This is a genomic window from Streptomyces poonensis, from assembly GCF_014650915.1.
Classification (GTDB): Bacteria; Actinomycetota; Actinomycetes; order Streptomycetales; family Streptomycetaceae; genus Streptomyces; species Streptomyces poonensis.
Map to the genome: position 1 here is coordinate 292046 of NZ_BMVW01000004.1, position 12194 is coordinate 304239.

Here is a 12194-nt window from a genome sequence, read left to right on the forward strand (position 1 = left end):
TTGAACCAGTGACCTCTTCCGTGTCAGGGAAGCGCTCTCCCGCTGAGCTAATCGTCCTCGGGACCAGAGCCCGAGGGCCCTGGGTACTGCGTGCGCGATACTGGGATTGAACCAGTGACCTCTTCCGTGTCAGGGAAGCGCTCTCCCGCTGAGCTAATCGCGCGGGGGATCCGAAGATCCATGGCGGATCCGAAGATCCAGTGGACGATACTGGGATTGAACCAGTGACCTCTTCCGTGTCAGGGAAGCGCTCTCCCGCTGAGCTAATCGTCCTTGGAGGTGGAGACGGGATTTGAACCCGTGTAGACGGCTTTGCAGGCCGTTGCCTCGCCTCTCGGCCACTCCACCCGGAGCGCAGGGGTTCGGGAAGATCCCCTGCTTCCTTCGAGCGGACGACGAGGCTCGAACTCGCGACCTCAACCTTGGCAAGGTTGCGCTCTACCAACTGAGCTACGTCCGCTTGTCGTTTCCGTTTCGCTTCCGCGTCCCGGCGACGTGTTGAACTCTAGCGGATTCCCGGGCCAGTACAAAAACGCGTTTGTGCAGCGTGCTGCGGTGCGTCCGGTCCGGCCCCTGGTCAGGGCCCTCCTCCGGGCGCCCGCCCTAGACTCGACAGTGTGCTCGACCTGCCTCCTCTCGCCCGTTTCGGCGGCCTCGTCGCCACCGGTCTCGCCGATGTGACCAGTGATCCCGCGGCACTGGACTCCGCGGGCTTCTGGGCCGTCGCCGCCGACTTCGAGGGCCGCCTGGTGTGCGCCCGCTTCCGCGACGTACGGCGCGAGCCGGTGCCCGCTCCGGTGCCCGGCGCCTGGCGCGGGCCCGCCCCCGAGGACTGGGTGTCGTCCCTCGACCGCGCCGCGTACACGGAGGGCGTCCGGCGCATACGCGAGCACATCGCGGCCGGCGAGGTGTACCAGGCGAACCTCTGCCGCGTGCTGTCCGCGCCCGTCGCACCGGACGCCGACGTGGACGCGCTGACCGCGCTGCTCGCCCGCGGCAATCCGGCGCCGTACGCGGGAACGATCCGGCTCCCGCGGCACGGAGTGGAGATCGCCACCGCCTCTCCCGAGCTGTTCCTGCGCCGCGAGGGCCGCGTCGTGGAGTCCGGGCCGATCAAGGGCACCGGGCGTACGGAGGCGGACCTGCTGGAGAAGGACTACGCCGAGAACGTGATGATCGTGGACCTGGTCCGCAACGACATCGGCCGCGTCTGCGCCACGGGCTCGGTCACCGTGCCCGACCTGTGCGTGGTCGAGAAGCACCCCGGCCTGGTCCACCTGGTCTCCACCGTGCGCGGCGAACTGCGCGACGCCGCCGGGTGGCCCGAGCTGCTCGCCGCCGCCTTCCCGCCCGGCTCCGTCACCGGTGCCCCCAAGTCCAGCGCCCTGCGCATCCTCGCCGCCCTGGAGACGGCGCCGCGCGGCCCGTACTGCGGAGGCATCGGCTGGGTGGACGCCGACCGGGGCACCGGGGAGCTGGCCGTCGGCATCCGCACGTTCTGGATCGACCGGGCGGACGGCGTGCTGCGCTTCGGCACGGGCGCCGGGATCACCTGGGGCTCCGACCCCGAGGGGGAATGGCGGGAGACCGAGCTGAAGGCCGCACGGCTGCTCGCGGTAGCGTCGGGAACGTACGAGGGGGACGGGGGCCCGCCGGTCCGGGGCCGGCCGGGGACGAGCCCGGAACCCCGGCCGCACGACCCGGACCCCGGCCGGCACGACCTGGACGCGACCGCGTCCGGCACACGCACATCCTTGCGAGGTAGACAGCAGTGAAGATCTGGCTCGACGGCGGGCTGAAGGACATCGAGTCCGCCCGCGTCTCCGCCCTCGACCACGGGCTGACCGTGGGTGACGGCATCTTCGAGACCGTGAAGGCGGTCGACGGAAGGCTCTTCGCGCTGACCCGCCACCTCGACCGGCTGACCCGCTCGGCGCGGGGCCTCGGGCTGCCCGAGCCCGACCTCGACGAGGTGCGCCGCGCCTGTGCCGCCGTCCTGGACGCCAACCCGATGCCGCTCGGCCGGCTGCGGATCACGTACACCGGCGGCATCTCGCCGCTCGGCTCCGACCGCGGCGACCACGGCCAGACGCTCGTCGTCGCCCTCGGCGAGACGACCCGCCGGCCCGACTCCACGGCCGTGATCACCGTCCCGTGGACGCGTAACGAGCGCGGCGCGCTCGCCGGTCTGAAGACCACCTCGTACGCCGAGAACGTCATCGCCCTGGCGCGCGCGCACCAGGAGGGCGCGTCCGAGGCGCTGTTCGGCAACACGGTGGGGCAACTGTGCGAGGGCACGGGCTCGAACGTCTTCGTCGTCCTGGACGGGGAGATCCACACCCCGCCGGTCGCCTCCGGCTGTCTCGCGGGCATCACGCGCGCGCTGGCCGTGGAGTGGACGGGCGCGAAGGAGACCGACCTGCCGCTGGACGTCCTCCAGCGCGCGGACGAGGTCTTCCTGACGTCCACGCTGCGTGACGTCCAGGCCGTGCACCGGGTCGACGCCCGCGAACTGCCCGGCGCCCCCGGCCCGGTGACCGCCAAGGCCATGCGGATCTTCGACGAGCGCGCCGGCGACGACCTGGATCCGTGATCGCCGTGATCCGTGTGCGCCCGCGACCCTGTTCACCGCTCACGAGCGGCTGATCCAGGGTCCGACAGGGGTAGAACACCCCTGATGACGACCACCCTGCGGCCGATCGAGCCGCTGCAGCACAACGCCGACGGAACCCGCTCACGCCGCTATCAGGTGTGCGTGAACAGCCGTCCCGTCGGCGCGGTCCACCTCGGCACGCATCCCGCCCTCGGGGACGCGGTGGCCCGGATCCTGGATCTGCGGATCGAGGAGCCGGACCGCCGCCGGGGACGGGGCACCGTGGCGGCGCTCGCCGCGGAGGAGGTGGTACGCGGCTGGCGCTGCCGGCGGATCGAGGCCGCGATCCCCGCGGACGCCGGACCGGCGCTGTCGCTGGCGACCGCGCTCGGCTACGTGCCCGGCAGCCGCCTCATGGAGAAGCGCGTCGGCGACGCCCCTCCCGGACCGCCTGCGGGGAGCCGCCTCCGCCCCATGGCGGAGGCGGAGTTCGCGCAGTGGCGGGAGCGCGTGCGGGACAGACACGTCCGCGGCCGGACCGCCTGGGGAGTGCCCGTGGCCGAGGCCCGGGCCCTGGCCGAGAGCGACCACACCGCGCTGCTCTCCGACGGTCTGGGCACCCCGGGCATGACGCTGGCCGTCCTGGAGCACGAGGGGGTTCCGGTCGGCACGCTGTGGCTGGGGGAGCGGGACGGCCGGGCCTTCGTGTACGACGTGGAGACGGACGCGCGCCACCGCGGCCGGGGCCACGGCCGCACGCTCATGCACGCGGCGGAGGCCCGGGCGGTCGCCGCGGGACGCACGGCGATCCGCCTCGACGTCTTGGCGGACAACGCCCCGGCCGTCCGCCTCTACACCTCACTCGGCTACAGAACGCTCACCCATCACCTGCGCAAGGAGTTGCTGTAGTTCAGCTGCGCGACTCACCTGGGCAGGGAGTCGCCCTGCCCGTCCGTGAGCAGGCGGTCGGCGATCTCCTCGATGCGCTCCCGCAGTCCCTCCTGGCTCTTGCCGCCGTCGAGGCGCTCCCCGCCGATGACGTACGTCGGGGTGCCGGTCACCCCGATGGCCTTGCCCTCGGCCTGGTCGGCGTCCACGATCAGGATGTGTCGGCCGTCGATCAGCGCGGTGTCGAACTCCTCGGCGTCCAGCCCCAGTTCACGGGCCGTCTCCACCAGGAAGGGCTCGCCGGTGCGGGACAGTTCCTCGACGCGGCCCAGCACGGCCTCGACGTACGGCCATCCCTTGCCCTGCTGCGCGGCCTCCTCCGCGGCCTGTGCGGCGGCGAACGCGTGCTTGTGCTTCTCCAGCGGGAAGTGCCGCAGCCGTACGTCGAGCCGGTCGCCGTAGCGGGCCCGCAGGGCGCGGACGTCGTCGAGGGCGGTGCGGCAGTCGGGACACTGGAGTTCGCACCAGACGTCCAGGACGACGGCGGCGCGCGCGGGGGAGGAGTCGTTCATGGGCGCCAGTCTCCCAGTCCGGGGGCGGCCGGCCCAATCGGGGCGGCGGGGCCTTCGTCCGGTGTCGCACGGGGCCTTTCTCCATGGCGGTCGGGGCCTTCCTCCATGGCGGTCGGGGCCTCCGCCTGGTACCAGAGGTGGAGCCGACCCTGATCACGACCCGGAGATGCCCCTGAGATCCGGTCGGACCATGGCATACCGGGCGGGCAGCGGTGCAGGATGGAAGGGACGGGCCGAACCGGCCCGGTCTTGCCCCCTGCCCGACCGTCGACCGAGCCCGCCTGGAGGACCGGATGATTGCCGAGACCGTCTGTTCCGCCGTCTCCGCGGCCGGCCTGGGCATCGCCGCGGTCACGGCCTACCGCAAACGTTTCCTGAGGGCTGCCCGCATCGCCGCCTACTCGCTGGTGCCCATCGGCCTGGTGCTGACCGGGGTGGTCCAGTGGGTGGCCGACACCGCCTTCAGCCCGACGGCGTGGGCCGGGGTCGCGCTGCTCGGCGCGGCGTGGCTGATCTTCGCGGGCACCCGGGCCGTGGAGCGGCGCGGCGGCGGGACGCGCAAGGAGCGCAAGGCCGCCAGGGCCGCACGGCGTGAAGCGCTCGCTCCGGAGGCTTCGGCCCCCTCGCTGGGCCAGGGCTCGCGTCCGGCGGCCCGTCCGGCGCCCGCGTCGCGGGCCACGGACCCGGCGGACGACTTCAGTGACATTGAAGCCATTCTCAAGAAGCACGGCATATGACCCGGCACCTGGTCCGGTGGGCGGTGGAGGGGCGGTAGCAAGGGGCGGCAGTCCAGATCTGCGCCGGACGTACCGGGGTGAAACGACACAGACGGTATGCCTCAGCCGACCGGACGACCGGAGCGCGGAAGTGATCACTATCGTTCTCGCGCGGTGCGGATATAGGTGAACGACCGGTCATTTCGGGCGTGTTGATCGCGCGGAGGGTGCCTGCTGCGCCATCATCGCCGCGAGATGCTGGACACAACTGAGAGCGACACCGCCGCCCCGCTCGAGGAGCGGCGGGGGTGTCTCTTCGCCCTTTCCCAGCCACCGTTGATGATCTTCCTGGCGGTGATCGGCTGTCTGTTGCTCGTGGCATCACTGCACGATCTGCTGTTGCTCTGAGCCGGAAACGGAGCCCAGGCGTCACCCGCCGAGGGCTCCGTCGGCTCTCGCCTCACTCCTGGCGGCGGCCGGCACCTTCGCCGACCGCCCCCTGGCGGTGCCCCTTGACCGACGATCAGCGATCGGCGCGCGTGCTCCCAGAAGGCCGCCTGTGGTGGTCCGCCTGCGGTGATCAGCCCGTGGCCTCTTTGCGGCGGGCCCGGTAGGCGGCCACGTGGAGGCGGTTGCCGCAGGTGCGGCTGTCGCAGTAGCGGCGGGAGCGGTTCCGGGACAGGTCGACGAAGGTGCGCCGGCAGTCCGGGGCCTCGCAGCGGCGCAGCCGCTCCTGCTCCCCGGCGACGACGAAGAAGGCGAGGGCCATCCCGCAGTCGGCCGCGAGATGGTCGGCGACCGAGGCGCCGGGCGCGAAGTAGTGCACATGCCAGTCGTACCCGTCGTGGTCGGTGAGGCGCGGAGTGGTCCCCGCCGCGGCCACCAGTTCGTTGATGACGGCGGCGGCCGAGCGTGCGTCGGGCGCCGCGAAGACCTCGGCGAACCGGCCGCGCACCCTGCGCACCGCCGCGAGGTCGAACTCCGACAGCGTTCCCACATCGCTCATCTTGTGGTTTCGCACGAACTCGTCGAGCGCCGCGACATCCTCCAGCCCGTCGGGCGTGGTGTCGTCGTCCGGCGCGGTGTTCACCAGATCCACCACGCTGTCGAGGGCGCACCGGATGTCGTGGGTGATCAGCACGTTTGGCTCCCCTGGCCTGGAGGTCGGGCGGGCGCCCGCCGATGCTGGCCGATGGTAGTGGCTCGGCGGTTCTTCCGGCCGGTACGGGCAGTGACCTGGATCAGGGCCGTCACACCCGTGGCACACCTGGCGCCTACCGCCCGTGCCGTACGGTCGCTCACGGCCCGGCCGTGTTTCCCGGCCCCAGGGGTGGCAGGGGCCACGCGCACCGGCGCCGTCGCCACGAGGGTCCGTGGCGACGGCGCCGGTGTGTGCCGTATGCGGTTGTCTTGGCCCGAGCCGTCTCCCCGAGTGGACGGCGCCGGGCGGCTCTATCGGATTTTGCCCCGGTTGTGTCTGGCTTGCCTAGCTTTCCGCAAGGATGTGCGACAACTCCTGATCGAGATCGAAGTGGCGGTGCTCCGTGCCGGGCGGCACGGCGGCGTCCGTTCGCTTCAGGAACGACTCCAGGGCCCGCGCCGGGGCCTCGAGCAGAGCCTCGCCCTCCGGGGAGCTCAGGGCGATGCAGACGACGCCCTGACCGTGGCTCCGGGACGGCCAGACGCGGACGTCGCCGGTTCCGGTGGGCCGGTGCAGCCCTTCGGCGAGGAGGTCGCGGGCGAACACCCACTCGACGGTCTCCTCGGCTCCGGTGTGGAAGGTGGCGTGCACGGCATAGGGATCGGCCGTGTCATACCGCAGTCCCGCGGGTACAGGCAGTGAGGACTCGCTCGACACAACGAGGCGCAGGTGCAGCTCGCAGCTGACCGTGGTGTTCATAAGCGCCAAGGCCTTTCGCTCAGTGTGCGCTCGGGGATTCGCACGTCGGCGAAATCGACATCCCACCTACGGTGCCGTTGTAAACCCCTCTGAGTGTTTTGCGTCGCTTTTGGTAGCTCATACGGCCGAGAACCCGTTCGTCGGATACGGCCATTCCGGTGACCGGAATGGCTCAGGTAAGGTTTGGCTGTATGAATACGGGGAGTCACGACACGGGGGAGGTCGCCGTGGCGGCCAACGGAACGAAGAGCGAGACTGGCACAGAGACCGGTGCACCTGGGAGCGAGGCCGCGGAGACGGCGGCCCCGGCCCCCCTCGGGTCCCGGGCGCCGGGGTTCATCAAGGCGCGGCGGACGCTCCATCTGGGCTGGCAGGTGGGCGTCTTCGTCATCGGGCTCGCGGTGGTCGTCGCGGGCGCGGCCATGCTGGTGCTGCCCGGCCCCGGCTGGGTGGTGATCTTCGGTGGCATGGCGATCTGGGCGACCGAGTTCGTCTGGGCACAGCTCGTGCTCCGCTGGACGAAACGCAAGGTGACCGAGGCGGCGCAGCGCGCGCTCGACCCCAAGGTCCGCCGTCGCAACATCATCCTGACGGCGACCGGTCTGGTGATCGTGGCCGCGGTCGTCGGGATCTACCTGTGGAAGTTCGGTCTCCAGATGCCCTGGAAGATCGAGAACCAGTGACCGGGTGTCGGGCGATGCTCCGGTCCGTGGTCGACAGGTGATCGGACAGGCGGCTGGACAGGTGGTCGGACAGGTGGTCGGAAGCACCCCCTGACATGGGGTAATGTTCTTCCTGCGCCCGGGCGATTAGCTCAGCGGGAGAGCGCTTCGTTCACACCGAAGAGGTCACTGGTTCGATCCCAGTATCGCCCACAAGATCGCCGGACGACCCGGCTCACGGACACCGTGAGCCGGGTCGTTCTGTTGCTGCGGGCGGGCTTTCGCGGGCTCCTGAAGCCGGCGGGCGCGCCCCCGACCCCTGCCCCCGATCTCCGCCCTCCGGCCCCCGGTTCGGCCCGCTGCCGTCCGTATGCGTGCGCCCTGGGCCCGGCTCCCGCGGGCTCTCCAGTCCGCCATGGGGCGTCCTTCTCAGGGCGGTGCCGGAGTGCCCTGGTTCCGTTCGGCGCGTGTTCCGTGCCGCGGCGCCCCTGCGCCCATTCCGCGCCGTGGGGCTGTCCGCTCGCCTGCCGGGCACGCCGGCTCGCTCGAGCGGTTCTCCCGGGTCCGACCGGTGTTCGGCCGCGCGCGGCCCGGCTGCCCGGCCTGTTCGCCACCCGCCGCCGCCCGTCACCCGCCGCCGCCCGTCACCCGCCGCCGCTCGTCACCCGGCGTCGTGAGGGACGCTGCTGCACCTGACCGGCGGCCGGCTGCCGTCGCCGACCGTCACGCTGAGTGGCGGTCCATCGTTCATCTTTCGGCCGCCGACCGAGGGAGCCCGCCCGTCTCCGTGCCCTCATGACGTCCGAATGTCGCCCCTCCCGCCGTCGTCGGCCGGAGGCGAGAACCGCCTCCGCCGTGCTTCCGTCACCCGCACGCCTCACCCAGGGCTCCTTCGGCACTCTCTGCAACAGGTGCCGCGCGCAGTCGCGTGTTCGACCCGCCGACCGCGTCCCCGGCTTTGGAGGAATTCCTGTCCGAATCATTGACGTGCCCGGAGGGCCTCCGTACCTTGTGCCAGCAAGCGCTTACTTGAAACGATTCATGCGAGCGATCGACGACGTCGCGGGGAGGTCCCACTGTGGGTGACAACATGAGCGTGGAGAGGCGGACGGTGCTCAAGGCGGTCGGTGCCTCGCTGACCACGCTGGGACTGGCCGCCACGACGGGGTGCGGTGGCGGCAGCGGTTCGGGGGACGGAACGGTGACGATCCGTTACGCCTGGTGGGGCGGCGAGCCGCGGGCCATCGCCATCAAGAAGACGATCGCGCTCTTCGAGAAGAAGTTCCCGAAGATCAAGGTCAAGCCGGAATTCACGGACTATGAGGCGTTCTGGGAGAAGTTCCAGACGCAGGCCTCCGGCGGGAATCCGCCGGACGTTTTCCAGAATTCGGTCACCTTCCTGCGCAAGTACGACAAGCGCGGGGTTCTGATGGACCTCAAGACCCAGGCGGACGCGGGCAATCTGAGCCTCGACAATTTCCGCAACGGTGTTCTGTCGGCCGGTCAGGCCGACGGAAAGCAGCTCGGCATCCCGGTCGGCGCCAACACCATGGCACTCGTCATCGACCTCAAGGCCTTCGAGAAGGCGGGCGTGAAGCCGAAGTTCGGCTGGACCTGGGACGAGTACTTCGACGCGCTGCAGACGATCCAGGACAAGCTGAAGATCGCCGGTGACACGGGCTACTTCAGCATCATGTACCTCTACGACCTCTACCTGCGGCAGAACGGCAAGGCCTTCTACACCGACAGCGATCTCGGTTTCACCGAGGACGATCTGACGCAGTGGTGGGAGGACGGCTACAAGCGCGTGCGCTCCGGGCTCGTCGCCGACCCGAAGAAGATCGAGCAGGTCAAGCCCAAGTCGGGCCTGTCGGCGGGGCTCGCCGCGTCCGAATTCACCTGGGACAACTTCTCCATCCGTTACGAGGGCGAGGGCGAGTCGGACTACGGGCTCGCGCCGATTCCCACCACGGACGGGAAGGACACCGGCCAGTACCTCGGTTCGCTGATGCTCAGCGCTTTCACCGGCACCAAGCACCCGAAGGAAGTCGCCCAGTTCATCGACTTCATGACCCACGACCCCGAGGTCGGCAAGATCATGGGGTACGACCGCGGCATCCTCGCCACGTCCGAGCAGTACGAGGCGTTCACGCCCACCGACGACAACAACAAGGGCGTCAAGGCCTACGAGGAGGAGGTCGCCGCGGCCGGCGTGCTCGGGAAGATCACCCCGCACCCGTCCGGTGCCGACGTCATCGAGGCGGCGTTCCTGCGCATCGGCGGTGAGGTCGCCCAGGGCAAGACCAAGCCGGCCGACGCCGCCAAGGCGCTGTTCAGCGAGGCCAAGGCCGCCTTCGCGGGCTGAGGGGACGTACCACCATGACGCTCGTCAAGGAAGCGCCCGCGCCCCCGGCCGGGAAGCGGTCCGCCGCTCCCGCCGCCGGGCGGCGCGGGCGGCGCCGCGAGAACCTGACCGGTTACCTCTTCATGTCGCCGTGGCTCGCGGGATTCCTGCTGCTCACGGCCGGGCCGATGATCGCGTCGCTGTACTACGCGTTCACCAGCTACAACCTGTTCGCGCCACCGCAGTGGGTGGGGCTGGACAACTTCACGACGATGTTCCAGGATCCGCGCTGGCAGAAGTCCGTGCAGGTCACCCTGAAGTACGTCGTCGTGGCCACACCGCTGAAACTGCTGCTGGCGCTCGGCGTCGCGCTGCTGCTCGCACAGAAGCGGCGCGGGCAGGGGCTGTACCGGGCCGCGTTCTACATGCCCTCGCTCATCGGTGCCAGCGTCTCCGTGGGGTTCGTGTGGCGGGCGCTGTTCTCGGACGACGCGGTCGTGGACCGTACCCAGAAGATCTTCGGTCTCGACGTGGGCGGCTGGATCGGCAATCCGGACTACGTCATCTATGCCCTGGTGGCGCTGAGCATCTGGCAGTTCGGCGCGCCGATGGTCATCTTCCTGGCCGGTCTCAAGCAGGTCCCGCGGGAGCTGTACGAGGCGGCCGAGGTGGACGGGGCCGGCCCGCTGCGGCGGTTCTGGAACATCACGCTGCCGATGATCTCGCCCGTGCTGTTCTTCAACGTGCTGCTGGAGTCCATCCACGCGTTCCAGGTGTTCGGCTCCGCGTACGTCGTCTCCGACACCCGGTGCGGGCCGGCCGACGCCACGCTCGTCTACACCTGTTACCTCTACCAGAAGGGCTTCAAGGAGGCTCAGATGGGCTTCGCCTCCGCGATGGCCTGGACGCTGGTGATCGCGGTGGCGCTGGTGACGGCGGTCCTGTTCTGGTCGCAGAAGAAGTGGGTGCACTACGAGGAGGCCGCCAAGTGACCACCGCCACCAGTCCCGCCGTGCACACCGCGAACGAGCGGCGGCGCACCGGATCGATCGCCTGGCACGTGGGTGCGCTCGTCGTCCTCGCGGTCGTCCTGTATCCCGTGATCTGGGTGGTCGGCGCGGCCTTCAAGCCGAGCAAGGACATCATCGCCAGCCTCGACCTGCTGCCCACCAAGCCCGTCTGGGAGAACTTCTCCGGCCTCGCCGACGGCATCTCCGGCATCTCCATCAGTAGTTTCTTCGTGAACTCGCTGACCTACGCGCTCCTCGCCGTGGTCGGTGTGGTGCTGTCCAGCTCGCTGACGGCCTACGCCTTCACCAAGATCCGGTTCGCCGGGCGGAACCTGATGTTCACCCTGATGATCGGCACGCTGCTGCTGCCGTACCACGTCCTGCTCATCCCGCAGTACGTGATGTTCCGCAACCTCGAGCTCGTCGACACCCTCGTGCCGCTCGTGGCGGGCAAGTTCCTGGCGACGGAGGCGTTCTTCGTCTTCCTGATGGTGCAGTTCATGCGCGGGCTGCCGCGCGAGCTGGACGAGGCCGCCAAGCTCGACGGCTGCGGACACCTGCGGACCTACTGGTCCATCGTGCTGCCGCTGTGCCGTCCCGCCCTCATCACCAGCGCCATCTTCACCTTCATCAACGCGTGGAACGACTTCATGGGGCCGTTGATCTACCTCAACACCCCCTCCAAGTACACCGTCTCGCTGGGGCTGATGATGTTCCGCGACCAGGAGGGTATCGCCAACTACGGCGGCATGATCGCGATGTCGCTGGTGGCACTGGTTCCGGTCATCGCCTTCTTCATGGCCTTCCAGCGGTACCTCATCGACGGCATGGCCACGTCCGGCCTGAAGTGACCGAAGTGACCGAAGTGACCGAAGTGACTGAGTGAAGTGAAGTGAAAGGGCTGAGGCGGTCACCATGGCGCAAGCAAGCGTGAAGGCACGCAAGAAAGAGCCTCTGCTCGGCGAGCGGTTCGCCGTCTTCGCCGAGTGCATGCTCACCGGCGTGTGGATCGCCGTGGCCTGCCTCGGCCTCGTCACCTACCCGGCGGCGTTCGCCGCAGGTGCCCGGCACCTGCGGCGCCGGACCTCCCACGAGAGCGGCGGCTGGCGCGAGTTCGTCGCCGACTTCCGGACGGCCGTGCGCCGGGGGTGGGCCGTCGGGCTCGCCGGGTGGGCCGCGGCGGTCGCCGTCTGGGTGGACGTCCAGGTCGCGCGGGCCGGGCTGCCCGGCGGGCCGTTCGCCGCGGCGGTCGGTCTGTTCGCGCTGATCGCGCTGATGGTGTCCGGGCTGCGCGCGGCGGCGGTGTGGACACCCGGTGCCTCCTGGCGGGCGCTGCTCGGGGCCGCCGGCCGGCGCACCCTCCGCGATCCCGCGGGGTCCTTACTGATCGTCTGCGGACTGGCGGTCGTCGCCGGTTCCGCCTGGCTCGTCGCGCCGCTGGCGGTCCCCGTTCTCGGGGCCGTCGCGGCGGCGGCCGTCGCCGTGGAGGAGCGGTACCGCCGCACCTGA

Annotated in this window: 13 protein-coding genes and 5 tRNA genes; 11 read left to right on the forward strand and 7 right to left on the reverse strand. The window is 70.2% G+C overall.

Annotated elements, in window-relative coordinates; genetic code table 11:
• Window positions 1–91 precede the first annotated feature (91 nt).
• From IE242_RS14145 to IE242_RS14160, 4 genes are all read right to left on the reverse strand, one after another.
• A tRNA-Val gene (locus tag IE242_RS14145) sits at window positions 92–163 on the reverse strand.
• A 38-nt stretch (window positions 164–201) separates the two neighbouring features.
• Window positions 202–273: transfer RNA gene (locus IE242_RS14150), tRNA-Val, on the reverse strand.
• A gap of 1 nt (window position 274) precedes the next feature.
• Window positions 275–348, reverse strand: a tRNA-Cys gene (locus tag IE242_RS14155).
• A gap of 39 nt (window positions 349–387) precedes the next feature.
• Window positions 388–460: transfer RNA gene (locus IE242_RS14160), tRNA-Gly, on the reverse strand.
• A gap of 157 nt (window positions 461–617) precedes the next feature.
• Between IE242_RS14160 and IE242_RS14165 the strand changes: the two genes are divergently transcribed.
• The 3 genes from IE242_RS14165 to IE242_RS14175 all read left to right on the forward strand — a co-directional run bounded on the left by IE242_RS14165 (window position 618) and on the right by IE242_RS14175 (window position 3502).
• Entirely contained in the window at window positions 618–1775 is a 1158-nt protein-coding gene (locus IE242_RS14165) for a chorismate-binding protein (protein WP_229858920.1), read from the forward strand.
• Window positions 1772–2593 carry an aminotransferase class IV gene (locus IE242_RS14170; RefSeq protein WP_189858983.1) on the forward strand — a complete coding sequence of 274 codons (822 nt, stop codon included), beginning with the start codon at window positions 1772–1774 and terminating at the stop codon, window positions 2591–2593. Before IE242_RS14165 ends, IE242_RS14170 begins: the two co-directional genes overlap by 4 nt.
• Before the next feature lie 84 nt (window positions 2594–2677).
• Window positions 2678–3502, forward strand: coding sequence for a GNAT family N-acetyltransferase (locus IE242_RS14175; RefSeq protein ID WP_189858985.1), 825 nt, complete (start codon window positions 2678–2680; stop codon window positions 3500–3502).
• Between the two features lie 14 nt (window positions 3503–3516).
• Here IE242_RS14175 and IE242_RS14180 read toward each other — a convergent pair whose 3' ends face one another.
• Entirely contained in the window at window positions 3517–4053 is a 537-nt protein-coding gene (locus tag IE242_RS14180) for a DsbA family protein (RefSeq protein WP_189858987.1), read from the reverse strand.
• Between the two features lie 293 nt (window positions 4054–4346).
• On the opposite strand from IE242_RS14180, the gene IE242_RS14185 reads away from it, so the two are divergent.
• Both IE242_RS14185 and IE242_RS14190 read left to right on the forward strand, forming a co-directional pair.
• Entirely contained in the window at window positions 4347–4790 is a 444-nt protein-coding gene (locus IE242_RS14185; protein ID WP_189858989.1) for a hypothetical protein, read from the forward strand.
• Between the two features lie 234 nt (window positions 4791–5024).
• On the forward strand, window positions 5025–5177 hold the full coding sequence (locus IE242_RS14190; RefSeq protein ID WP_189858991.1) for a hypothetical protein: 153 nt from the start codon (window positions 5025–5027) through the stop codon (window positions 5175–5177).
• Between the two features lie 172 nt (window positions 5178–5349).
• Here the strand turns inward: IE242_RS14190 and IE242_RS14195 are convergent, their stop codons facing one another.
• Both IE242_RS14195 and IE242_RS14200 read right to left on the reverse strand, forming a co-directional pair.
• Window positions 5350–5910 (reverse strand): CGNR zinc finger domain-containing protein, encoded by a 561-nt coding sequence (locus IE242_RS14195; RefSeq protein WP_189858993.1) that lies wholly within the window; start codon window positions 5908–5910, stop codon window positions 5350–5352.
• 345 nt (window positions 5911–6255) lie between these two features.
• Window positions 6256–6669 (reverse strand): SsgA family sporulation/cell division regulator, encoded by a 414-nt coding sequence (locus tag IE242_RS14200; RefSeq protein ID WP_004002642.1) that lies wholly within the window; start codon window positions 6667–6669, stop codon window positions 6256–6258.
• 191 nt (window positions 6670–6860) lie between these two features.
• Here IE242_RS14200 and IE242_RS14205 point away from each other — a divergent pair, with 191 nt between their 5' ends.
• From IE242_RS14205 to IE242_RS14230, 6 genes are all read left to right on the forward strand, one after another.
• On the forward strand, window positions 6861–7352 hold the full coding sequence (locus tag IE242_RS14205) for a TIGR02611 family protein (RefSeq protein WP_189858995.1): 492 nt from the start codon (window positions 6861–6863) through the stop codon (window positions 7350–7352).
• Between the two features lie 120 nt (window positions 7353–7472).
• A tRNA-Val gene (locus tag IE242_RS14210) sits at window positions 7473–7544 on the forward strand.
• An 877-nt stretch (window positions 7545–8421) separates the two neighbouring features.
• Window positions 8422–9696: an ABC transporter substrate-binding protein gene (locus IE242_RS14215; protein ID WP_373299521.1), complete on the forward strand. Its 1275-nt coding sequence runs from the start codon at window positions 8422–8424 to the stop codon at window positions 9694–9696.
• 14 nt (window positions 9697–9710) lie between these two features.
• Entirely contained in the window at window positions 9711–10667 is a 957-nt protein-coding gene (locus tag IE242_RS14220; protein ID WP_189858999.1) for a carbohydrate ABC transporter permease, read from the forward strand.
• Window positions 10664–11536, forward strand: coding sequence for a carbohydrate ABC transporter permease (locus tag IE242_RS14225; protein ID WP_189859001.1), 873 nt, complete (start codon window positions 10664–10666; stop codon window positions 11534–11536). Before IE242_RS14220 ends, IE242_RS14225 begins: the two co-directional genes overlap by 4 nt.
• Before the next feature lie 64 nt (window positions 11537–11600).
• Window positions 11601–12194, forward strand: a complete 594-nt coding sequence (locus IE242_RS14230; RefSeq protein WP_189859003.1) for a hypothetical protein — start codon at window positions 11601–11603, stop codon at window positions 12192–12194.